Source organism: Rhizobium bangladeshense, assembly GCF_017357245.1.
Taxonomy (GTDB): Bacteria; Pseudomonadota; Alphaproteobacteria; order Rhizobiales; family Rhizobiaceae; genus Rhizobium; species Rhizobium bangladeshense.
The window spans coordinates 258,049-278,526 of sequence record NZ_CP071612.1 but is presented as its reverse complement, the minus strand read 5'-3'; the positions used below and the strand labels follow the sequence as shown (position 1 = coordinate 278,526).

Annotated in this window: 24 protein-coding genes and 1 pseudogene; 11 read left to right on the top strand and 14 right to left on the bottom strand. The window is 61.2% G+C overall.

Annotated features, from left to right (window positions below):
• Positions 1-17: 17 nt before the first annotated feature.
• On the top strand, positions 18-1,025 hold the full coding sequence (locus J2J98_RS01360) for a glycosyltransferase (RefSeq protein WP_207602149.1): 1,008 nt from the start codon (positions 18-20) through the stop codon (positions 1,023-1,025).
• Positions 1,022-1,399, top strand: coding sequence for a GtrA family protein (locus tag J2J98_RS01355; protein WP_207602148.1), 378 nt, complete (start codon positions 1,022-1,024; stop codon positions 1,397-1,399). The genes J2J98_RS01360 and J2J98_RS01355 overlap by 4 nt, the downstream gene beginning before the upstream one ends.
• 9 nt (positions 1,400-1,408) lie before the next feature.
• Here the strand turns inward: J2J98_RS01355 and J2J98_RS01350 are convergent, their stop codons facing one another.
• Positions 1,409-2,395 (bottom strand): Gfo/Idh/MocA family protein, encoded by a 987-nt coding sequence (locus J2J98_RS01350; RefSeq protein WP_207602147.1) that lies wholly within the window; start codon positions 2,393-2,395, stop codon positions 1,409-1,411.
• A gap of 183 nt (positions 2,396-2,578) precedes the next feature.
• Here J2J98_RS01350 and J2J98_RS01345 point away from each other — a divergent pair, with 183 nt between their 5' ends.
• On the top strand, positions 2,579-3,541 hold the full coding sequence (locus J2J98_RS01345; RefSeq protein ID WP_207602146.1) for an aldo/keto reductase: 963 nt from the start codon (positions 2,579-2,581) through the stop codon (positions 3,539-3,541).
• Positions 3,538-3,981 carry a GNAT family N-acetyltransferase gene (locus J2J98_RS01340; RefSeq protein ID WP_138394359.1) on the top strand — a complete coding sequence of 148 codons (444 nt, stop codon included), beginning with the start codon at positions 3,538-3,540 and terminating at the stop codon, positions 3,979-3,981. The genes J2J98_RS01345 and J2J98_RS01340 overlap by 4 nt, the downstream gene beginning before the upstream one ends.
• Here the strand turns inward: J2J98_RS01340 and J2J98_RS01335 are convergent.
• Positions 3,971-4,588, bottom strand: a complete 618-nt coding sequence (locus J2J98_RS01335; protein WP_207602145.1) for a hypothetical protein — start codon at positions 4,586-4,588, stop codon at positions 3,971-3,973. The two genes, J2J98_RS01340 and J2J98_RS01335, sit on opposite strands and share 11 nt — an antisense overlap.
• 147 nt (positions 4,589-4,735) lie before the next feature.
• Here J2J98_RS01335 and J2J98_RS01330 point away from each other — a divergent pair, with 147 nt between their 5' ends.
• A complete protein-coding gene (locus J2J98_RS01330) occupies positions 4,736-5,233 on the top strand; it encodes a YciE/YciF ferroxidase family protein (protein WP_138394361.1) in 498 nt (165 codons plus the stop codon).
• Positions 5,234-5,263: 30 nt separating this feature from the next.
• Here J2J98_RS01330 and J2J98_RS30215 read toward each other — a convergent pair.
• A pseudogene (locus J2J98_RS30215) lies at positions 5,264-5,433 on the bottom strand (LysR family transcriptional regulator); the annotation flags it as partial.
• A gap of 95 nt (positions 5,434-5,528) precedes the next feature.
• Here J2J98_RS30215 and J2J98_RS01325 point away from each other — a divergent pair.
• Positions 5,529-5,888 (top strand): nuclear transport factor 2 family protein, encoded by a 360-nt coding sequence (locus tag J2J98_RS01325; RefSeq protein ID WP_064707669.1) that lies wholly within the window; start codon positions 5,529-5,531, stop codon positions 5,886-5,888.
• A gap of 81 nt (positions 5,889-5,969) precedes the next feature.
• Here J2J98_RS01325 and pheT read toward each other — a convergent pair whose 3' ends face one another.
• The 5 genes from pheT to infC form a co-directional block, all read right to left on the bottom strand.
• On the bottom strand, positions 5,970-8,393 hold the full coding sequence (gene pheT / locus J2J98_RS01320; RefSeq protein ID WP_207602144.1) for a phenylalanine--tRNA ligase subunit beta: 2,424 nt from the start codon (positions 8,391-8,393) through the stop codon (positions 5,970-5,972).
• A 16-nt stretch (positions 8,394-8,409) separates the two neighbouring features.
• The gene (gene pheS, locus J2J98_RS01315; RefSeq protein WP_064707667.1) at positions 8,410-9,492 is read right to left on the bottom strand and encodes a phenylalanine--tRNA ligase subunit alpha; all 1,083 of its coding nucleotides are present in this window, start codon (positions 9,490-9,492) and stop codon (positions 8,410-8,412) included.
• Between the two features lie 146 nt (positions 9,493-9,638).
• Entirely contained in the window at positions 9,639-10,043 is a 405-nt protein-coding gene (gene rplT / locus J2J98_RS01310) for a 50S ribosomal protein L20 (RefSeq protein WP_064693455.1), read from the bottom strand.
• 39 nt (positions 10,044-10,082) lie between these two features.
• A complete protein-coding gene (rpmI, locus tag J2J98_RS01305) occupies positions 10,083-10,286 on the bottom strand; it encodes a 50S ribosomal protein L35 (RefSeq protein WP_011423646.1) in 204 nt (67 codons plus the stop codon).
• A gap of 468 nt (positions 10,287-10,754) precedes the next feature.
• The gene (infC, locus tag J2J98_RS01300; protein ID WP_082928060.1) at positions 10,755-11,291 is read right to left on the bottom strand and encodes a translation initiation factor IF-3; all 537 of its coding nucleotides are present in this window, start codon (positions 11,289-11,291) and stop codon (positions 10,755-10,757) included.
• A gap of 177 nt (positions 11,292-11,468) precedes the next feature.
• Here infC and J2J98_RS01295 point away from each other — a divergent pair, with 177 nt between their 5' ends.
• Both J2J98_RS01295 and J2J98_RS01290 read left to right on the top strand, forming a co-directional pair.
• Positions 11,469-12,293 (top strand): alpha/beta hydrolase, encoded by an 825-nt coding sequence (locus J2J98_RS01295; protein ID WP_207602143.1) that lies wholly within the window; start codon positions 11,469-11,471, stop codon positions 12,291-12,293.
• 163 nt (positions 12,294-12,456) lie between these two features.
• Entirely contained in the window at positions 12,457-13,056 is a 600-nt protein-coding gene (locus J2J98_RS01290) for a transglutaminase-like cysteine peptidase (RefSeq protein ID WP_064707664.1), read from the top strand.
• Positions 13,057-13,521: 465 nt separating this feature from the next.
• On the opposite strand, the gene mbfA is transcribed toward J2J98_RS01290, so the two are convergent.
• The gene (gene mbfA / locus J2J98_RS01285) at positions 13,522-14,505 is read right to left on the bottom strand and encodes an iron exporter MbfA (protein WP_064707663.1); all 984 of its coding nucleotides are present in this window, start codon (positions 14,503-14,505) and stop codon (positions 13,522-13,524) included.
• A 170-nt stretch (positions 14,506-14,675) separates the two neighbouring features.
• Between mbfA and J2J98_RS01280 the strand changes: the two genes are divergently transcribed.
• Positions 14,676-15,143 (top strand): group III truncated hemoglobin, encoded by a 468-nt coding sequence (locus tag J2J98_RS01280; RefSeq protein WP_207603062.1) that lies wholly within the window; start codon positions 14,676-14,678, stop codon positions 15,141-15,143.
• On the opposite strand, the gene J2J98_RS01275 is transcribed toward J2J98_RS01280, so the two are convergent.
• The 3 genes from J2J98_RS01275 to J2J98_RS01265 all read right to left on the bottom strand — a co-directional run bounded on the left by J2J98_RS01275 (position 15,144) and on the right by J2J98_RS01265 (position 17,716).
• A complete protein-coding gene (locus tag J2J98_RS01275) occupies positions 15,144-16,037 on the bottom strand; it encodes an EamA family transporter (RefSeq protein WP_207602142.1) in 894 nt (297 codons plus the stop codon).
• 92 nt (positions 16,038-16,129) lie between these two features.
• Positions 16,130-16,681: a recombination regulator RecX gene (gene recX / locus J2J98_RS01270; protein ID WP_207602141.1), complete on the bottom strand. Its 552-nt coding sequence runs from the start codon at positions 16,679-16,681 to the stop codon at positions 16,130-16,132.
• A 9-nt stretch (positions 16,682-16,690) separates the two neighbouring features.
• The gene (locus J2J98_RS01265; protein WP_207602140.1) at positions 16,691-17,716 is read right to left on the bottom strand and encodes a histone deacetylase family protein; all 1,026 of its coding nucleotides are present in this window, start codon (positions 17,714-17,716) and stop codon (positions 16,691-16,693) included.
• A 143-nt stretch (positions 17,717-17,859) separates the two neighbouring features.
• On the opposite strand from J2J98_RS01265, the gene J2J98_RS01260 reads away from it, so the two are divergent.
• Entirely contained in the window at positions 17,860-18,510 is a 651-nt protein-coding gene (locus J2J98_RS01260; RefSeq protein WP_138394370.1) for an HAD family hydrolase, read from the top strand.
• Here the strand turns inward: J2J98_RS01260 and J2J98_RS01255 are convergent.
• Positions 18,487-19,005 carry a GNAT family N-acetyltransferase gene (locus J2J98_RS01255; RefSeq protein ID WP_207602139.1) on the bottom strand — a complete coding sequence of 173 codons (519 nt, stop codon included), beginning with the start codon at positions 19,003-19,005 and terminating at the stop codon, positions 18,487-18,489. The two genes, J2J98_RS01260 and J2J98_RS01255, sit on opposite strands and share 24 nt — an antisense overlap.
• Positions 19,006-19,029: 24 nt before the next feature.
• On the bottom strand, positions 19,030-19,599 hold the full coding sequence (locus tag J2J98_RS01250; protein ID WP_207602138.1) for a helix-turn-helix domain-containing protein: 570 nt from the start codon (positions 19,597-19,599) through the stop codon (positions 19,030-19,032).
• Between the two features lie 139 nt (positions 19,600-19,738).
• Here J2J98_RS01250 and tenA point away from each other — a divergent pair, with 139 nt between their 5' ends.
• On the top strand, positions 19,739-20,437 hold the full coding sequence (gene tenA, locus J2J98_RS01245) for a thiaminase II (protein WP_207602137.1): 699 nt from the start codon (positions 19,739-19,741) through the stop codon (positions 20,435-20,437).
• Positions 20,438-20,478: the final 41 nt, after the last annotated feature.

Genomic DNA, 20,478 nt, shown 5'->3' with positions numbered 1-20,478 from the left:
GTGTAACGAGTAGAGTCATGGCCCGAACGCGTACCGACCACCCGGACATTGCCGTCCTGCTTCCCTGCTATAATGAAGCTGCGACGATCGGCCCGGTGGTGCAGGGCTTCCGGGCGACACTCCCGGGTGCCGCGATCCACGTCTACGACAATAATTCCACCGACGGGACCGCTCTGCAGGCCATGCTGGCCGGCGCGCATGTCGTGCGCGAGCGGCGGCAAGGCAAGGGCCACGTCGTGCGCCGCATGTTCGCCGACATCGAGGCGGACATCTACATCATCGCGGATGGCGACGGAACCTATGCGCCCGGCGATGCCGAGGAGCTGGTGCGGACGCTTCTCACCGAACGCGCCGACATGGTCGTGGGCACCCGGCGAGGCGTGCATGCCGATGCCGGCCGTCAGGGCCATGCGCTTGGCAACCGGCTTTTCAACCTGCTCTACCGCACGATCTTCGGCCCCGACTTCACCGATATCTTTTCCGGCTACCGCGCTTTCTCGCGCCGCTTCGTCAAGAGCTTCCCGGCGGTATCAGGCGGCTTCGAGATCGAAACCGAAATGTCGGTGCATGCCTCCCGGCTGAAGCTTCCCGTCAGCGAACTGGAACTCGATTACGGCCGCCGCCCGGAAGGCTCCCACTCCAAGCTTTCGACGTTCCGTGACGGCGGCAAAATCCTCTGGATGTTCGCGATGCTGATGAAGGAGACCCGGCCCTTCGCCTTCTTCAGCGCGATCAGCGCCGGCTTCATGCTGACAAGCCTCGGCTTCATGGCGCCGGTGCTGGCGGAATATTTCGACACGGGCCTCGTCAGCCGCATGCCGACCTGGGTTCTGTCGATGGCGCTGATGATGATCTCCTTCATGCTTTTTACCGCCGGCGTCATCCTTGATTCCGTGGCCAGGGCCCGAGCCGAGCAGCTTCGCATCCATTATATGAGCCTGGAGACCCCGAGCGCCGCCAAGGCGCTGCTCACTGACGCAAAATCGGCATCGCGTAAACGTCCCGGAAAGGCGGATGCGGCATGAGAAAGCTCGTCCGCTTCGCGATCGCCGGGGGCATCGGCTTCCTTGTCGATGCCGGCATGCTGGCGGCGCTGCTCCATCTGACGCCGCTCGGGCCGTTTCTGGCGCGGTTCTTCGCGATCGCGGCGGCAATGGCGGCCACCTGGGCTTTCAACCGCAGCTTCACCTTCGATCGCTCCGGCCGTTCGCTTGCCGCCGAGGGCTTCCGTTACGGCTCTATCGGGGTGACGGCGGCGCTTCTCAATTACGGGCTTTACTCTGCGCTGCTGCTTTCGCTGCCGACGCTCCAGCCGCTGGCGGCCATGGTGATCGCCAGCGTCGCCTCCATGGTCTTCAGCTTCCTCGGCTATTCGCGCTTCGTCTTCCGCCCGGAATGAGCGGAATAATCAGACTGCCTCCCAGCCGTCCTTCTCGCTGGCGCGGTAGATCGCATCTATCACCTTCTGGTTCAGCTTCGAGTTTTCGAGCGTGACGATCTCTTCCTTTCCGTTCTTTACCGCGCGAGCGAAGGCCTCGACCTCGCGTCTGTATTGGCGGCTGTCCTGATAGCGGAAGATGCGCGATTCATTGTGGCTGCGATCGGCCAGTTCGATCTCTTCCGGCCCCCAGCGATTGGCGTTGAAGGGGGACTTGACCTCGATGTAACCTTCGGTGCCGTGGAAGACCATGAGCTGGCGATTGGCCATCTGCGTCGAGACATAGAAGCTCAGCTCGAAATCCCCGAAATCGGCCTTGACGCTCGAATAGATGTCCGTGCCGAAATGCGGATCGCGCTCGGTGGTCGCCTGGATCCGGAGCGGCTCCTTGCCGGTGGAAAAACGCGTGCTCATGACGGGATAGACGCCGATGTCGGGAAGACCGCCGCCGCCGAGTTCGGGAACGTTGCGCATGTTGGCGGGGTCGCGGTTGAAATAGGTGAAAGCGCCCTGCACATGGCGCAGCGAACCGATGGCACCCTCGCCGATCAGTGAACGCACCTTCTGCCAGACCGGGGCATAGGTGACCATGTAGGCTTCGGTGACCACCACGCGATTGCGGTCTCGGGCAGCGATCACGGCGTCAATATCATCGGCCTTCAGCGCCAGGGGCTTTTCGCAGAGCACATGCTTGCCGGCGTCGGCTGCCTTGATCGACCATTCGATATGCTGCGAGGTCGGCAGCGGGATATAGACGGCGTCGATGACGTCGGACGCCAGCATTTCCTCATAAGAGCCGAAGGCATGCGGTACCGAGAAGCGATCGGCCATCTCCCTTGCACGCGCCAGATCGCGGCTGGCAACCGCGGTGACGACGCAATTTTCAGCGTCCTGGATGGCGGGCACGACATTGTCGCGACCGATCTTCGCCGTTGAAATGATACCGAAACGCAGCATGTGCGAGCCTCCCAAAATGGATATTCGCGAACCATATTCAGGCCTCCGCCGCGGCGCAATGGCGCGATATCAAATTGCCGAAGCCGGGTTTGCCTTGTGCCTGGATCGCGCTAGCTTAGCGGCGTTCTGCCATGTCCGCCGTTCAATACAGCCTTTGATATTTTATCCATCGTGGAGAGCCTTATGGAAATGCGCCGGCTTGGAAAAACAGGTATTTCGGTCGCACCGATCGTGATCGGCGGCAATGTCTTCAGCTGGACGGCCGACGAGAAAACTTCCTTTGCCAATCTCGACGCCATTTTCGATGCCGGGCTCAATACGATCGATACGGCGGACGTCTATTCCACATGGGTTCCCGGCAACAAGGGCGGCGATTCCGAGGAGATCATCGGACGCTGGCTGAAACAGGCGCGGATCTCCCGCGACAGGGCCGTCATCGTTACCAAGGTCGGCTCGGACATGGGCCAGGGAAAGACGCTGAAGGAGAGCTATATTCTGACGGCGGTGGAGGCGTCGCTGCGCCGGCTGCAGACGGACTATATCGATCTCTATCTCTCGCATTGGCCGGATGCCGATACGCCGCACGAGGAGACGCTCGGCGCCTATGCAAAGCTGAAGCAGCAGGGCAAGATCCGCGCCATCGGCTGCTCGAACTACGATGCGGACATGCTCCAGACGTCCTTCGACGCTGCCGAGAAAGCCGGCCTGCCGCGATATGACGTGCTGCAGCCGGAATATAATCTTTACCAGCGCGCCAGCTTCGAGGGGCCGCTTGCCGATCTCTGCGTCCATCAGGATATCGGCGTCATCACCTATTTCAGCCTCGCCGCCGGCTTTCTCACCGGCAAATACCGCAGCAAGGCAGATACGCAAGGACGGGCGCGCGAAGGCCGCGTTTCGCAATATCTCGACGCGAAGGGCCTGCGCATTTTCGCCGCGCTCGACCGGGTGGCCGCCGAAACGGGCGCCAAGCCCGCGAAAATCTCGCTTGCCTGGCTGTTGCGTAAGAAGGGAGTGACGGCGCCGATTGCCAGCGCGACCAGCCTGTCGCAGCTTGAAAGCCTTGTGAAGTCGGCGACACTCTCCCTTTCCACTGAGGCAATGGCGCTGCTCGACGAAGCCGGCGCGGAAAGAAGACAGCCATGACCGCAACGATACGTGATGCCCGCCCCGAGGACCAAGCCCGCTGGCGCGAACTCTGGGCAGCCTACCTCACCTTTTATGACGTAACTGTCGATGCCGATATCACCGACCAGACGTGGCGCCGGATTTTCGATCCAGGCTCGGCGATCGGCATGCGCGTCGCCGAGATCGACGGCAGGATGGTGGGCTTTGCACTTTTCCTGACGCATGAGGGCACCTGGATCCGCGGCAGGGACTGCTATCTGGAAGACCTCTTCGTCGATCCCGATGCGCGCGGCAGGGGCGTCGGCCGGGCGCTTATGGACGATCTCGTCGCGCTCTGCAGGGCGAAGGGATGGTCGCGGCTCTATTGGCATACGAGCGAGAAGAACAAGACGGCCCGCGCGCTCTACGACAGCTATGTCGAAAGCGACGGCCACATCCGCTATCGCATCAGTTTCTGAGCGCCGGAAATCCCTTGTAGAAAGCAGCGTGGTCACCCGCCCAGTTCGCCATACCTGGCTTTGTCAGAATGCCGCGCGGTCTGACATAGCTCTGGATCACCCGCCTCGGCCGTTCGTGCCACTGGATATTGAAGGCCCAGAGCTTCGGAAAGAAGCAGAGCGATGCGTAGGGCAGATGGTCGTGGATCCACCAGGCGAGCCGCTGCCAGTCGCTTTCATCGCGGTAACGGTCGATCATCCACGGCACGGCAATGCAGGCGGCGGCGCCCATGCACCCGTCGAAATCTCTGATATCCCAGATGTGATGCGCAGCGGTGGCGGCATTGGTGGAACAGTTCAGCTTGTTCTCGTTGCCGAACCGGTTAACCTCGGGCGAGCGGTAGCCGGAGCGAATGTGCAGGCGTCCGAACGTCGCTTCCAGCGGCTCCAGCAATTCCTCGCAAAGTCTTTTCCCGGCTTCGATCGCCAGTTCGGGATCCTCGGGAATATTGGGAATGCGGTAGAAATCGGCGATTTCCGAATGCAGGAAATCGCGGAAGAAGAAGTTTTGCGACAGCCGCACGCGGCCGAGATCCTCCAGACCTTTCATCGAACCCGGCTTTCGCATGCGTTTTCTTCCTCCACGTCAGCGGCGGGATGATTGCCCGGAGCGGTTTTGCAGTCCACCCGAAATCGATCGGGAACAATTAGCGCGATCTTCGCTTCTTAGTGTGTCGCCGCGTTCGCGGCCTTTCCCAAAAAAAGGATGGAGAAAATGGCCAAGGAAAAGACGTTGGAAGATCTCTTTTACGACACGCTCAAGGACATCTATTTCGCCGAGCGGCAGATATTGCGCGCTCTGCCGAAGATGGCGCGCGCCGCCCAGTCCTCCGAACTGAAGGCGGGCTTCGAAAAGCACCGCGAGGAAACCGAAGCGCAGGTCGAGCGCCTGCAGCAGGTTTTCGAAAAGTTCGGCAAGCGCGCGCAAGGCAAGACCTGCGAGGCAATCCAGGGCATCATTGCCGAGGGCGAAGAGATCATGGAGGAATTCAAGGGCACACCAGCACTGGATGCCGGGCTGATCTCCGCTGCGCAGGCAGTCGAGCACTATGAAATCGCCCGGTATGGCACGCTGAAGACCTGGGCAGCAACGCTCGGCCTGAAGGATGTCGTCGCCCTGCTCGACCAGACGCTGCAGGAGGAGACGGCCACCGACAAGAAGCTTTCCCAGCTCGCCACGACGGCGGCAAACCAGAAGGCGAAAGCTGCCTGACGGAACGACGAACCGGGCGGCCGTGCCCTTTTATCGGCCGCCCTTATCCTCGACATGTCTGAAGAAATCGATGAAGGCGCGCAGCGCCGGTCGCATCTGCCGCCGGCTCGCATGATAGACAAATGGCGGCCCCGGATAAGGCGCGCACCAATCCTCCAGCACCCGCACGCCTCCAGTTGTTCCGCATGAACCCGCACATCTGTAAATCGAGAGAAGCCACGGTTGGGAAGCGGCCGGGCTTGCCTTCGCAGCCCGCTAAACTATCTAACAGCATCTCGGAGAACGGGATGAAAACATGTCGGACAGGCAAGCAGTCGAACAGACGGTTCATCTCTATGTCGAAGGCATGGCCTTCGCCAATGCGGCAGCCTTGAAGAAGGCCTTCCACCCGAAAAGCTCGATCATCGGTTATTACCAAAACGCCGTCGAATGGCTGACACGGGATGAATTCATCGCCGCGATCCTGGCGGAGGAGCCCGCCCCGCCTGGCACCCAGCCCTTCATGGATATTCAGAGCGTCGATGTCGAGGGCGACGCGGCGAGCGTGAAGGTCACCGACGACTTCGCCGGAATGCGCTTTACCGATTATCTCTCGCTGCTGAAGATCGAAGGCCGCTGGACGATCGTCAGCAAGCTCTACCATCTTCATACGTGAAAGGCGGACACGCGATGAATGACCGGCCGCCTCGCGCGTCCTTTCAGACACGCGAAGGGGAGCGGCCGGTTATTGTCCGGATCAGCTTCTGAGGACGCCGCCGGTGAATTTCGTGACGCTCGCCACGACCTTCTGCGTCAGCGCCTCGAAATCCTCGTCCGTCAGCGTGCGATCGACAGGCTGGATCTGAACCTCGATCGCCACCGACTTCTTGCCCTCGCCTACCGAAGCGCCCTCGAAGATGTCGAAGACATTGACACCGGTGATAAGCTTGCGGTCGGCGCCGGTCGCAGCCTTGACGATCGCGCCTGCTTCCAACGTCCTGTCGACGACGAAGGCGAAGTCGCGCTTGACCGCCTGGAAAGGCGAAAGATCGAGCGCCGGCTTGGTGCGGGTCGCCTTCTTCTTCGGCTCGGCCATGGCATCGAGATAGACTTCGAAGCCGCAGAGAGCGCCGGAGACATCCAGCGTTTCCAGCGTCAGCGGATGGAATTCACCGAAATAGCCGAGCACGATCTTCGGCCCCATCTTGATCGTGCCGGAGCGGCCGGGATGATACCATTCGGGGCCGCCCTGCTCGATCTGGATATTGCCCATCGGCAGGCCGCAGGCTTCAATTACGGCAAGCGCATCGGCCTTGGCGTCGAAGACGTCGACAGGCTTTCCGCCACCCTTGGCGACGTTCAACCACATGCGGCCGGCGCCGGCGAGCGATGCCGTGCCGCGGCGGATGCCGCCGGCGACGCGGCGCTGGCCTTCCGGCCTGTCGTTTTCATAGGTGCCGGAGACCTCGAAGATGGCGACGTCGGCATAACCCTTGTCCGCATTGCGCTGAGCGGCGGTCAGCAGACCCGGCAGCAGCGACGGGCGCATGTCCGACATTTCGGCAGCAATGGGATTGGCAAGCCTTAGCCCTGGCGAGCCACCGCCGAAGAGCTTCGCCTGACCTTCCGGAATGAAGGACCAGGTGACGGCTTCCAGCATGCCGCGCGCGGCAAGCGCCCGTTTGGCGACGCGGGTGCGAATCTGCAGCGTCGTCAGGATCCTGCCGTTGACGGCCGCATGGCTTTCGAGCGGCGCCGGCTTGATATTGTCGACGCCGTGGATGCGCATGATCTCCTCGACGAGATCGGCCTTGCCGTCGACATCGGGGCGCCATGAGGGAACGGCGACGGAGACGCGCTCGCCGGAACCGGTGACAGTGAAGCCGAGACGGGTCAGGATCGTGTTGCTTTCCTCATTCGAGACTTCAAGGCCGGTCAGGCGCTTGACCTCCGAATAGGGGAAATCGACAATTTTAGGTTCGTAGCCGCGATAGCCGACAACCTCGGCTCTGGCAGCGGTGCCTCCGCACAGTTCCAGCACCAGTTCCGTCGTGCGCTCGAGACCGGGAACCATATATTCCGGATCGACGCCGCGTTCGAAGCGATAGCGGGCATCGGTGATGATGCCGAGGCTGCGGCCCGATTTGGCGATGTTCATCGGATCCCACAGAGCGGATTCGATCAGGACGTCGACGGTGTTGTCGTCGCAGCCGGAATGTTCGCCGCCCATGATGCCGCCGATCGATTCGATGCCCTCTTCATCTGATATGACGACGTTGTTCGGGCCGAGCTTGTATTCGCGCTGGTCGAGCGCCAACACGGTCTCACCTTCCCTCGCGCGGCGGACGGTGAGATTGCCCTTGATCTTGGCGGCATCGAAGACATGGATCGGCCGGCCCTGATCGAAAGTCATGTAATTGGTGATATCGACCAGCGCATTGATCGGGCGCAGGCCGATGGCTGTGAGCCGCTGCTGCATCCAGCGCGGGCTCGGGCCGTTCTTGACGCCGCGCACGAGGCGCAGCGCGAAGCCGGGGCAGAGTCTGGGATCATCGAGATCGAGCGTCAGCTTCACCGGCGTTTCGCCGTTCATTGCGAAGGACGGCGCGGACCGCGTCTTCAACGTGCCGAGACCGGAGGCGGCGAGATCGCGGGCGATGCCGTGGACCGAAGTACAGTCCGGCCGGTTCGGCGTCAGGTTGATCTCGATGACCGGGTCGTCGAGACGGGCGTAAGCCGCGTAACTCTGGCCGACGGGCGCATCCTCCGGCAGATCGATGATGCCGTCATGATTTTCAGAGATCTGCAACTCCTTTTCGGAGCACATCATGCCGCGGCTTTCGACGCCGCGGATATTGCCGACGGCAAGCGTCACCTCGATGCCGGGAACGTAGGTTCCGGGAGCCGCGAAAGCACCGACGAGGCCGGCGCGCGCATTCGGAGCGCCGCAGACGACCTGCACCGGCGCGCCGGATCCGGTGTCGACCATCAGCACCTTCAGGCGATCGGCCTGCGGATGTTTTTCCGCCGAGAGGACTTTGGCGATGACGAAGGGCTTGAACGCCGCCTTGTCGTCGACATCCTCGACTTCCAAGCCGATCTCGGTGAGACGGGCGCAGATTTCATCGAGCGTGGCATCCGTTTCGAGATGCTCTTTCAGCCAGGAGAGCGTGAATTTCATCGTCCCAATTCTCCGTTCAAGCGCTCAGACCGCCGAACAGCGTCGGCATGTCGAGCGGGCGGAAGCCGTAATGCGTCATCCAGCGGACGTCGGCATTGAAGAAGTCGCGCAGGTCGGGCATGCCGTATTTCAGCATGGCGATACGATCGAGACCCATGCCCCAGGCAAAACCCTGATATTCGTCCGGATCAAGCCCGCCATAGCGCAGCACGTTCGGGTGGACCATGCCGCAGCCGAGGATCTCCATCCAGTCCGTGCCCTCGCCGAACTTGACGATCGGGCCGGAGCGGTCGCACTGGATATCGACCTCGAAAGACGGCTCGGTGAAGGGGAAGAAGGACGGGCGAAAACGCATCGTCACGCTATCGACCTCGAAGAAGGTCTTGCAGAATTCTTCCAGCACCCAGCGTATGTTGGCGACATTGGCCTTCTTGTCGATGACCAGACCTTCGACCTGATGGAACATCGGCGAATGCGTCGCGTCAGAGTCCTGGCGGTAGGTCTTGCCGGGAATGATGATGCGGATCGGAGGCTGCTGTGCTTCCATGGTGCGCACCTGCACCGGCGAGGTATGGGTGCGCAGCACCTTGCGCTCACCGTTCTCATCCGGATTGAAGAAGAAGGTATCGTGCATCTCGCGGGCCGGATGGCCTTCGGGGAAGTTCAGCGCGGTGAAATTGTAGTAATCGGTTTCGATATCGGGACCTTCGGCGATCGAGAAGCCCATGTCGGCGAAGATCGCGGTGATCTCGTCGACGATCTGGCTGATCGGGTGGATGCGGCCGCGTTCGGCGGGCGAAGAGCGCACAGGCAGGCTGACATCGACCGTCTCGGCCTTCAGCCGCGCATTGACCGCCGCCATCTTCAGCACCGATTTGCGCTCGGTAATGGCGTCAGTCACGTCGTTTTTCAAGGCGTTGATCGCCGCGCCCCGGGTCTGGCGTTCCTCAGGCGTCATGGCGCCGAGCGTCTTCAGCAGTTCGGAGACCGAGCCCTTCTTGCCGAGAGCGGACACGCGCACGGCTTCGAGCGCCGGCTCATCGCCAGCGGCGGAAATTTCGGCAAGCAAGGAGGATTTAAGCTGGTCGATATCTGACATTGTCTTCTTTCCGTCCAGATCAGGCGGCGTTCGAAAAGTAGGCCGGCGGCCGGCGCAAGGAGTAAAGAGAAAGAAAAACCCGCGCTAGCCCAAACCAGCGCGGGTTTCCCAAAATTCAAAAAAGCGTCAAGCTTGGGAAGCGCTGGTTACCGAACCGCGCCTTCAAACTCGTTCGCCGTGCCGGTTTCCTTGAGGTACTCAAGGGCCTTCTTGGCGGCAGCAACCAGCGCGCCGAATGCTTCCGGCTCGTGGATTGCCATGTCGGAGAGAACCTTACGGTCGACCTCGATGCCAGCCTTGTTCAGGCCGTCGATGAAGCGGCCATAGGTCAGGCCGAATTCGCGGACGGCAGCGTTGATACGCTGGATCCAGAGGGCGCGGAAGTTGCGCTTGTTGACCTTGCGGTCGCGGTAGGCGTACTGCTTGGCGCGATCGACGGCAGCCTTGGCGGTACGGATGGTGTTCTTGCGGCGGCCATAGAAGCCCTTCGCCTGCTTCAGAACCTTCTTGTGCTTGGCGTGGGCAGCGACGCCTCTCTTTACACGTGCCATTTCATGATCTCCTTAATCTAACGCGTTACCGGAATAGTCTCAGAGACCGTTCGGCAGATAGTTCTTCACGACCTTGCGGCCATCGGGTTCTGCGAGAACCATCGTGCCGCGCGCATCGCGAATGAACTTGTTCGTGCGCTTGATCATGCCATGGCGCTTGCCAGCGGCAGCCGCCTTGACCTTGCCGGATGCGGTGATCTTGAACCGCTTCTTGGCAGCGGACTTCGTCTTCATCTTGGGCATTTTGCTACTCCTTCTGTCCTCCCTGCGCGCTTCATCAAAAGCCCTCCTCGCGAAGTCCGGTTCTCCGGCCGTCGCAACAAGGTGCGGGAGCGTTTGTTGTTGATCTGCGGCATCGGCGACGAACCGTTCCGCAAGCATTCGAAACTGCCACGGCATGCCCTGCCGGTCAGTTCGGACGCGCGCTTATAACCGCAGCGTCATGAAAGTGCAACGGGGCCGCGGAGGAATCTTCGGCGAGCGCATCGTCCCGAAAATCGGAATCGAGTTCCGGAAAGCACGATGCGCAGGTTCGAAGTGTTACGGCATCCTTTGCGCGTCTGACAAGACGCGCGGCGCTGCAATGCATGTCTCCCGGACGTGTGCGCGTTCCGGGATAACGACATGCATAAAACAAAAGACGAGAAGCAGGGTAGCCGAAAGCACAAAAGCCGCCCTTACGGACGGCCTTGGGCGAAAAGTGACTGGCGCTTACTTCGGCGCCAGCACCATCATCATCTGGCGGCCTTCGAGCTTCGGCTCGGCCTCGACCTTGGCGATTTCGGTCGTATCGGCCTTCACCTGCTGCAGCAGCTTCATGCCGAGTTCCTGGTGAGCCATCTCACGGCCACGGAACTTCAGCGTCACCTTGACCTTGTCACCCTCGTCGAAGAAACGGCCCATCGCCTTCATCTTCACCTCATAATCATGGGTGTCGATGTTCGGGCGCATCTTGATTTCTTTGACTTCGACGATCTTCTGCTTCTTGCGCGCCTCGGCAGCCTTCTTCTGGTTGGCATATTTCAGCTTGCCCAGATCGAGGATCTTGCATACCGGCGGTTCGGCATTTGGGGAAATTTCGACGAGATCGAGGCCGGCGTCTTCCGCCATTCTCAAGGCCTGGTCGGTGGGCACGACGCCCATATTCTGTCCGTCAGCCGCGATCAGCTGAACTCGGGGAATGCGGATTTCACGGTTCGAGCGCGGTCCGTCCTTCACGGGCGCATCGGTCTTAAAAGGTCTGCGAATGGTCGTATTCTCCTCGCGTTGTTTCGGAACGTTGCAGCCGCGCGCTCCCGATCAGGGGGCACAAACCTATCTCGTTATCGCTGCAACGGAGTCAATATCACCCTTTAGCGGAAAAATCACCTGCTGTCAGCCTGCCAAGAATCTGTTTTATAGGCCAAAACAAAAGGAGTTTCACCGATGTCCGATCCGATGCCCGATGCCCAGCCGCAATTCATGACGGTCGGCGACGGCGAAGCGGCGCGTGAAATCGCCATGCTCGTTCGCCCCGCCCAAACCGGCAATACCGCCCCGTCGCTCGTTTGGCTATCCGGCTACCGTTCCGACATGAGCGGTACCAAGGCCCTGGAGCTCGACGGGCTGGCGCGCGAACTTGGTGTCGCCTGCATCCGCCTCGACTATTCAGGCCACGGGCTTTCCGGTGGGAGCTTCCGCGACGGCACAATCTCGCGCTGGCTGGAGGAAGCCCTTGCCGTCATCCGCCACCTCGGGCCCGACCGGATCATTCTTGTCGGCTCGTCGATGGGAGGCTGGATCGCGCTCCGGCTGGCGCAGGAACTCGCCCGACAGGGCGGTCCAAAGCTCGCCGGCATGGTGCTGATTGCGCCAGCGCCCGATTTCACCTCCGAGCTGATCGAGCCGAATCTGACGGCCAAGGAGCGCAAGTCGCTGGCAGAGCGCGGCTATTTCGAAGAGCGCTCGCAATACAGTCCGGAACCGAACATCTATACGCGGGCACTGATCGAGGACGGGCGCAAAAACCGGGTGCTTGACGGGATGATCGAGACGGGATGCCCCGTGCATATCCTTCAGGGCATGAAAGATCCAGACGTGCCGCATGCGCACGCGATGAAGCTTCTGGAGCACCTTCCCGCCGATGACGTGGTGCTGACCTTCGTCCGCGACGGCGACCACCGCCTTTCCCGCCCCGGCGACATCGCCCTTCTCCTCAGCGCCGTCAAAGGCATCATTCGTTCATCAACAAATATGCAGATGCCCATTTGAACAGCACCTACCGAGAAATTCCCCCAACGCAAGCCGCCAACCCGTTGCATTTTAACCATGTTGTCGCGTCGCAAAGCGCTCCCAAGAAGTAACGATTGACTCTTCTCGGCCCTCTCCATTAACAGTTTGTTAATAATTAGGGGCGATCGAGGAAAGAGCGGGCGTGCGATTCAAAGGTATCTTTGTGGCCATGATGGCCGTGTTTGCGATGGCGACTGCCGCCATCCCAGCTCCAAGCAGAAATGCTTCCATGGTAACAGGCAACGCCACCTCACAACCGATCGGCCATTACGATTTCTGTCAGATCCACAGCAGTGAATGCGGCGCAAACCGCAATGCAGGCCCGGTCGAGATGACGCCTGCCAAGTGGTCGCTCGTCCGTTCGGTCAACGCCACGCTTAACGGCACGATTAAGCCGATGACCGACAAGGAAATCTACGGCAAGGACGAGGTCTGGGCCTACCCGACCACCGCCGGCGATTGCGAGGATTTCGCGCTGCTGAAGCGCCGCATCCTGATTCAGCGCGGCTTTCCGGCCGCCGACCTGCTGATGACCGTCGTGCGGAAACCTGACGGTGAAGGTCATGCCGTCTTGACGCTGCGCACCGCCGAGGGCGACTTCGTGCTCGATAATCTTGCTGCCGACGTGAAGCCCTGGTTTGCGACGCCCTATACATTCGTCAAGCGCCAGTCGAGCTACAATGCCGGCCGCTGGGTCACCATCGAGAACGGCCGCGACCTTCTGGTCGGCGCTCTTCGCTAAGGAATTCTAAAAAGGGGATGCGGGGGAAAAGGCCGGCGGAAGCCGGCCTTTTGCTTTTGGGTGATGGTTCTCTCTTTCCGATGCGGGAGCGGGCTATCGCTAGCTGCCCTTCGCTTGCTCGCTAGCGAAGGGCAAGGCCCGCTTGATGCCTAGTATGCCACCGTCTCCCGGCCCTGCGCATGGCTCCGGGCGTTCGCTGCTGCAATCGATTCACTGGATCGATTGCTCGGGCTGCGCCCGACCGTCTTCGATGTCGACAATAAGGCTACCGGTGCCCGGCCCTGCGCATGGCTCCGGGCGTTCGTCGCTGCAATCGATTCACTGGGTCGATTGCTCGGGCTGCGCCCGACCGTCTTCGATGTCGACAATAAGGCTTACCGGTGCCCGGCCCTGCGCATGGCTCCGGGCGTTCGCTGCTGCAATCGATTCACTGGATCGATTGCTCGGGCTGCGCCCGACCGCAGCTCACCCATTCCCGATCAGAATACCGGCGGCGAGCACCAGGCTGCCGCCGAGCACCACCTGGAAGGCGGCGCGTAGGAAAGGGGTTTCCATGTAGCGGTTCTGGATGAAAGCAATTGCCCAGAGTTCAAAGAAGACAATGATCGCAGCGGTGATCGTTGCCGTCCAGAAATGCGGGATCAGATAAGGCAGCGCATGGCCGAGGCCGCCGAGCGCGGTCATGATGCCGCAGGCAAGGCCGCGCTTGACCGGCGAGCCCCTGCCGGAAATCTTGCCGTCGTCATGGGCGGCTTCGGTGAAGCCCATCGAGATGCCGGCGCCGACGGAGGCGGAAAGACCGACGAGGAAGGTCTGCCAGGTATCCTGCGTGGCGAAGGCGGCGGCGAAAATCGGCGCCAGCGTCGAGACCGAGCCGTCCATCAGCCCGGCAAGGCCGGGCTGCACATAGGTCAGCACGAATTGCCGGTGCGCCGTCTCGTCCTCATTGCGCCTGACATCCTCAGGCGTATGCTTGTCGCCCAACATGCGGGCAATATCCTCATGCCCCTGTTCGGCGAGCGCGAGGTCGCCGAGGAGCTCACGCGTCGAGGCGTCGGCGGTGCGCTTAGCCGCCGCGACATAAAACCGATAGGCTTGGTCCTCCATCGCCTCGGTCTCCTGCCGCATCGCATCGAGCGACAAATTGGCTCTCAGCCAGTCCGGCTTGCGCTCGTAAAAACCCTGCACATGCTCGCGCCGGATCAGTGGGATGCGCTCGCCGAAACGCTGGCGATGGATTTCGATCAGCGATTTGCGGTGCGTGTCCTCGACCTCCGCCATATCTTCAAAGACCTTGGCAGAGGCCGGAAATTCAGGGCGCAGTCTGTCGGCATAGGCGAGATAAATGCGGGCATCGTCTTCCTCGGAGGCAATCGCAAGGGCAAGAATCTCCTGCTCGGAGAGAGAGTCAAAAGACCGTTTCGGCGACCTGAAAAACCGCGCCAGCATAAAACATCCCCTATAACTTAGAATTATTCTAAATCTAAAGAAGGAGGCGATGGTGGTCAAGTGGCCGGGCGGACCGCTGACAGATTGCCGCAAGCGGCACGAGCGGCTTTGGTTCGCAGCCGTAAAGACCTATATGAGGGCTGCCGCATCAGGCGGCGCCGGGATTTATGATGAACAATGACATTCAGGGCCGCCCCGCAAATATCGCGGCCATCCGCGAAAGGGCGGAGGCCGAAATGCGAGCGATGGGCGTCGACGAGGCCTTCATCGGCAGGCTGGTCGAGACTTTCTACGGACGCGTGCTGACGCATCCCGATCTCGGCCCCGTATTCGATGCCAGGCTCTCCGGCCGATGGCCGGAGCATATGGTGAAGATGAAGAGCTTCTGGTCGGCCGTTGCGTTTCGCAGCGGCGCCTATGGCGGCAAGCCGGTGCAGGCGCATACGGGCGTTCAGAACCTGACGCCAGACCTCTTTCCGAAGTGGCTGACGCTGTTTGCCGCAACGCTTGACGATGTCGCCCCCTCACCGGAAGCCAAGGACTGGTTCATGACGACCGCAGAACGGATCGCCAAGAGCCTGACGCTGTCGCTGTTCTACAATCCCGCTCTCGACGATCCCGCGAAAAGAGCGGGCTGATCACTGCCTTGCGGAAAAGGTCGCGCCGGCGCTTGCCGCGACCACCAGGGCAGTTCCGGCCATCTGCAGCAGTGTCATCGGCTGTGCGAGAACGATGAAACCTGCGAGTGCCGCGATGGCCGGCTCGAGGCTCATGAGAATGCCGAAGGAGGCTGTCGGCATGCGCCTCAGGGCAACCAGCTCCAGCGTGTAGGGCAGCAGCGGCACAAGAATGGCAAGGCCAATCATTTCAACCAGGCCGTAAGCATCGAGGTTCGGTGCGGCGCCGGCAAAGCCGAAGGGCGTCGCGACAAGAGCGGCGGCCAGCAGCGATACGGAAAGCCCTTCCAACCCCTTGAAGCTCCCACCGATCTCTTTTGTCAGGACAATATAGATCGCCCAGCCAGTTCCCGCGCCAAGTGCAAAGAAAACACCCTCGATATCGCCGACCCAGCCTTTACCGTCATGAGCAAGCGCGAGAACACCAAGCGCAGCAATGAGCGGCCAAAGGAGACGTCGGCTGAGGCCATAGCCGATGGTCGCAACGGAGAGCGGGCCGAGAAAATCGATCGCCACGGCAAGGCCGAGCGGAATGCGCTCGATCGCCGCGAAGAAGCTCATGGTCATCAGCGCTGTCGTCGCGCCGAGAACCAGTGCGCTTGTCCATTGCGCCCTGTCGTAGCTGACGACGCGCGGCCGCACGACAACGGCGAGAATGATGGCCGCCAAAGCGAGGCGCAGCCAGCTTGCTCCAGCCGGTCCGTAGCTCGCGATGGCCTGAGAAGAAAGAGCTGCACCGAACTGGATCGAAGACATAGAGAGGAGGCACATCAGCCCGCCAGCCGCCAGGCCGGAGGACGTGGCAGGCGTTTCCAATGCCAGTACGCCGGCGTCGTCGTTCATCTCGTCTTGCATCTCAGTCTCCGATTGCGCCCTATTCCTACGAAGGCCGCCTGTACTCGACAAATTCAATCTACTGATCCAGCCAGCAATAGCCCTGATGCATTTCAGAGGCGGCCGGCAAGGATCACCTCTTCGGCGTCATCGAAGCTCATCTCGAAGACCTTCCTGCCGATCTCGAAGCTGAAGCCATTGCGGGCGAAGGCGGAGAGTTCCTTTGCCTTTCGCTTGTCGTCGAGTTCGACGCGACGGAAAGGACCGAAGGCGCGTTTGCGGGCAAAGATCGTCGCGGCATAGAGGTCATCCGCTTCTGCGAGCGCGGCCTCGACCTTGTCGCTGGAGACGCCCTTGGCCGCAAGTTTCTGGGCGATGGCGCGTTTCGATTTGCCGCCGCGCACGGCGGAGCGCGTGTTGATCTCCGCATATGCGCCATCGTCGAGCGCCTTGTTGTCGTAGGCGAATTTGACGGCAAAATCGGCAAGGGCCTTGAGTTGCGCCGCGCTGATAAGCTCGAACTTCTCTTTCGCCTTGCGGGAGATTGCGTCAAACAGCTGCTTTTCCGTCATCATCCGCCGCTCCAGCCGATAGATGGCGGAGTTGCGCGCCCAACTCAGCATGCGTGCTGTCGGTATATCGGGTGGAACAGTGTCGTCGGTCATATCAGGCGATCAGGCTTCGAGACCTGTGAGTACATTTGCGACGTTGAGGCCTATTTCCGGCACGCCGTAACCGCCCTCCATGCAGGTGACGACGGGCAGCCCGGCAGAAGAGATCATCTCTCCCATGCGAATGAAATCCTCGGATTTCAGCTGGAAGAAGGAGATCGGGTCGCGCTCGAAGGTATCGACGCCGAGGGCCACGACAATCGCCTCGGCGCCGAAAGCCTTGATGCGGGCGAGCGCATCGGCAAGGGCAGAAGACCAGACCGGCCAGGGTGTGTGGGGCGGCATCGGATAGTTGCGGTTGGTACCGGTGCCCTGCCCTTCGCCCTGTTCGTCGGCATGGCCGAGGAAATAGGGAAAGGCAAACATGGGATCGCCATGCAGCGACGCGGTGAAAACATCGCCTCTGTGATAGAAGAGATCCTGCGTGCCGTTGCCGTGATGGAAATCGACATCGAGCACGGCGACCTTCTTTGCGCCGTGATCAATGAGCCGCTGGGCGGCGACGCCAGCATTGTTGATGAAACAATAGCCGCCAAAGAGATCGATGCCGGCATGATGGCCGGGCGGACGGCAAAGCGCAAAGGCGAAACGGTTGCCGGCATTCAGCCAATCTGCACCTGTGATGGCGCAACGCATGGAGGCTATCGCCGCTTCGTAAGAGCCTTTGGTGATGGAGGTGTCGGCGGCATTGGCGTAATGGCCGATTGCGCCGACGATATTATCTGGCACGCGCTGGCTGGTGCGGCGGACCGGGAAGGAATTGGCGATCGCCTCACCCTCGAAGCCGGCCGCCACCCAGCGGTCCCAGACGGTCGCGAGAAAATCGAGATAGGCGGGATCATGCACTTTTTCGGCCGTTTCCAGTCCGTGAGGATCCGGCGCCACGACATCGGCAAAGCCCGCCTCCCTGACCGCCGCCAGGATCCATTCAGCACGGAACGGCGCCTCGAAGGGCGTCACCAGCTGGCCGGCATGAAGCTCTGTTCTGGCGTCGCGCAGCTTGTGGTCTTCGGAATAGATGACGCGCATTTCAGATCCTGTCCTTGAACGAAAACCGATTGCCGAGATCGACACTTACATGGAGCGGGGCCAACAAAAAAGCGGCGCAGCGCTCTTGATTGCCCAAGCAAACGAAGTCACCTTCGCCGGTTCCGGAGCGAGGATTCTGCCGCATGAAAGTGTTGATGGTCGATGTCGATGGCGTGCTCATTCATGGGCGTCCAGCCGACGGCCTCCCTCTCTTCACATTTCTGGAGCGCGATCTGGGACTCAGTCTCGAGCTGCTGCAGCGGGAATTCTTCCAGACCCACTGGGGCGAAATCATCGTCGGCCGCGAGGCGCTGGAACCGAGGCTCGCCCAAGTGCTGGCAAAAATCGCGCCTCACCTCAGCGCTGCGACGCTGATCGATTACTGGTTTGAAAACGATTCCCGCGTCGACCGCAATCTCCTGGAAGAGCTGGTCGCGCTTCGGCATAGCGGTATCACGCTCTTTCTGGCAACCAACCAGGAGCATAGGCGGGCGCGTTACCTGATGGAACAGGCCGGCCTTGGTGCACATTTCGACGATATCCTCTATTCCGCAGATCTCGGGCACAGGAAACCTTCGCCAGACTTCTTCAGGCTTGCAACCGAGCGCGCCGCCGTGCTGCCCGGTGAGATCGCCTTCATCGACGACATGGCGGAAAATATCGAGGCGGCGCGGCAGTTCGGTTGGCACGCGGCGCAGTGGACGGCGGGCGCCACACTTGCGGGTGCGTTGCCGGCATTCGGCCAGCTGGTTCGATCCGATCTGGCGCAATCAAGCGAGCCGCTTGTAAAATAGGGTGGTGTCGCAGAATCCGCCTTGCGGCCACAGCGCATAATCGGGAATGACGCCGACGCGCTGCCAGCCCAGGCGGGGATAGATCGCCTCGGCATCGCTGCCGGTTGCCGTGTCGAGCACCAGCAGGGTTTTGCCGCGAGCGGCCGCCTCGCGTTCAGCAGCTTCCATCAACAGACGCGCAAGGCCCTTGCCGCGGGCGGAGCGATGCACCAAGAGCTTCTTCAGATCGCCGCGATGCGGCTGGTTCGGCATCTGCGCGGCTCCTACCTGCACAGTGGCGACGATCCGGCCATCGAGTTCGGCGACCAGCAACAGGCTGCCCCCGCCGGCGACCGCATCAGCAACGTCTGACCAATAGGACTCGGCATCTTCGGGCCCGTAGGGATGCATGAAGCCGACGGAGGCGCCGCCCGCGACACAATCTGCGAGCACGTCCGAAAGATCAGAAATGGCGGCGCGAGCTTCCTCGGCCGAAAGGATACGAATGTCACGCACGATTTTCTCCCAAAATGAATGTCGTTATCGGCTGCCGCGATCGAGCACGACGCAATAGCGCGCCGGCGCGCTGCCGGGATTGTGGAAAACGTGGCCTTCGCCGACGGGCATGAAGAGGCAATCGCCGGGGCGCAGCCGGTAGACCGCCTCTCCCGTCGTCATCTCCATCTCGCCATCGAACAGCCAAACATGCTGCGTCATGCCATGAGATGCGGCGTGCGGGGGAAAGCTGACGCGAGCGCCCGGAGGAAATTCGACTTCGACGATATCTACTGCTGAGGCGGTGCCGGGCGCCGAGACCGCGCGCCTGAGGTAACCGGTTTCCGGATCGCGCCAGACCTGCTGCTCCTGACGGCGCGCGAGCGGGGAAACCTGGTGCCCATCCTCGGCGAAGAAAGCTGATAGCGACCGGCCCAGCGCGGCGCAGATCCTTGCCAGCAATGACGCAGTGGGGCTCGCCTCCGCCCGCTCGATGCGCGAGATCATGGCGCGACTGACGCCCGACGCCTCTGCAAGTTCATCCAGCGTCAGGCCCCTTTCCTGCCGCAGCTTGCGAATGCGGATGCCGATTGCCTGTTCGAGGTTTTCTTCCATTGTCGACCCATGATTCCACTATAAGAGAACTACAGTATCCGATGATAGAATCAACCCCCGAGCCGATCGCGGATCCCGGCTTGCCTTCGATGCGCCGCCGCCGATATATGACAGCGACGCTCGAGAGGGGGAGGACACCATGGACGGCAGCATGCAGCATACGGATACGACAGGAAGCTTCACTGCCGCCGCCTGGAGCCGTATCAAGCCGATCATGGCCGAGATCGAGCGGCTGCCGTTGCTGGAACGGCTTTCGGACGGCACGCTGCCGCCAGAGATTTTCCGCCACTATATCCTGCAGGACGCGATCTATCTGAAACATTACGCCCGGTGCCTGGCCATCGTCGCGGCAAAGGCGCCAGACAACGCTCAGTTCCTGCGTTTCCTCGGTTCGGCGCAGAAGGCCATTACCGTAGAACAGGGTCTGCATGCCGGCTTCCTCTCGCAGTTCGGCATTTCGAGCGCGGATGTGACGGCCGCCGAGCCCTCGCCTTCCTGCTTCGCCTATACGAATTTCCTCCTGGCGACCGCTTATCACAGCTCCTATGCCATTGCGCTTTCGGCCATCCTGCCGTGCTTCTGGATCTACATGCATGTCGGCGAAGGCATCAAAGGCAGGCCGGCGATCGAAGGCAATGTTTTTCAGGCCTGGATCAACACCTATGGCGATCCGCAGTTTGCCGCCGGCGCCCGCGAGGTGATCGCGCTGACCGATATCGCCGCCCGCGCCGCATCGGAGACGGAGCGCGCCGAGATGATGGACGTTTTCGTGCGCGCCTCGCAATATGAATGGATGTTCTGGGATTCGGCCTGGCGGCTGGAAACGTGGCCGGTCTGACGCACCTTGGGCAGAGCGGCAAAATAGCGTAAATTCCGGGA

Coding starts and splice junctions, on each gene's coding strand:
- J2J98_RS01360 (WP_207602149.1), top strand. CDS start 18: ATGGCCCGAACGCGTACCGACCACCCGGACATTGCCGTCCTGCTTCCC.
- J2J98_RS01355 (WP_207602148.1), top strand. CDS start 1,022: ATGAGAAAGCTCGTCCGCTTCGCGATCGCCGGGGGCATCGGCTTCCTT.
- J2J98_RS01350 (WP_207602147.1), bottom strand. CDS start 2,395: ATGCTGCGTTTCGGTATCATTTCAACGGCGAAGATCGGTCGCGACAAT.
- J2J98_RS01345 (WP_207602146.1), top strand. CDS start 2,579: ATGGAAATGCGCCGGCTTGGAAAAACAGGTATTTCGGTCGCACCGATC.
- J2J98_RS01340 (WP_138394359.1), top strand. CDS start 3,538: ATGACCGCAACGATACGTGATGCCCGCCCCGAGGACCAAGCCCGCTGG.
- J2J98_RS01335 (WP_207602145.1), bottom strand. CDS start 4,588: ATGCGAAAGCCGGGTTCGATGAAAGGTCTGGAGGATCTCGGCCGCGTG.
- J2J98_RS01330 (WP_138394361.1), top strand. CDS start 4,736: ATGGCCAAGGAAAAGACGTTGGAAGATCTCTTTTACGACACGCTCAAG.
- J2J98_RS01325 (WP_064707669.1), top strand. CDS start 5,529: ATGTCGGACAGGCAAGCAGTCGAACAGACGGTTCATCTCTATGTCGAA.
- pheT (WP_207602144.1), bottom strand. CDS start 8,393: ATGAAATTCACGCTCTCCTGGCTGAAAGAGCATCTCGAAACGGATGCC.
- pheS (WP_064707667.1), bottom strand. CDS start 9,492: ATGTCAGATATCGACCAGCTTAAATCCTCCTTGCTTGCCGAAATTTCC.
- rplT (WP_064693455.1), bottom strand. CDS start 10,043: ATGGCACGTGTAAAGAGAGGCGTCGCTGCCCACGCCAAGCACAAGAAG.
- rpmI (WP_011423646.1), bottom strand. CDS start 10,286: ATGCCCAAGATGAAGACGAAGTCCGCTGCCAAGAAGCGGTTCAAGATC.
- J2J98_RS01295 (WP_207602143.1), top strand. CDS start 11,469: ATGTCCGATCCGATGCCCGATGCCCAGCCGCAATTCATGACGGTCGGC.
- mbfA (WP_064707663.1), bottom strand. CDS start 14,505: ATGCTGGCGCGGTTTTTCAGGTCGCCGAAACGGTCTTTTGACTCTCTC.
- J2J98_RS01280 (WP_207603062.1), top strand. CDS start 14,676: ATGAACAATGACATTCAGGGCCGCCCCGCAAATATCGCGGCCATCCGC.
- J2J98_RS01275 (WP_207602142.1), bottom strand. CDS start 16,037: ATGCAAGACGAGATGAACGACGACGCCGGCGTACTGGCATTGGAAACG.
- recX (WP_207602141.1), bottom strand. CDS start 16,681: ATGACCGACGACACTGTTCCACCCGATATACCGACAGCACGCATGCTG.
- J2J98_RS01265 (WP_207602140.1), bottom strand. CDS start 17,716: ATGCGCGTCATCTATTCCGAAGACCACAAGCTGCGCGACGCCAGAACA.
- J2J98_RS01260 (WP_138394370.1), top strand. CDS start 17,860: ATGAAAGTGTTGATGGTCGATGTCGATGGCGTGCTCATTCATGGGCGT.
- J2J98_RS01250 (WP_207602138.1), bottom strand. CDS start 19,599: ATGGAAGAAAACCTCGAACAGGCAATCGGCATCCGCATTCGCAAGCTG.
- tenA (WP_207602137.1), top strand. CDS start 19,739: ATGGACGGCAGCATGCAGCATACGGATACGACAGGAAGCTTCACTGCC.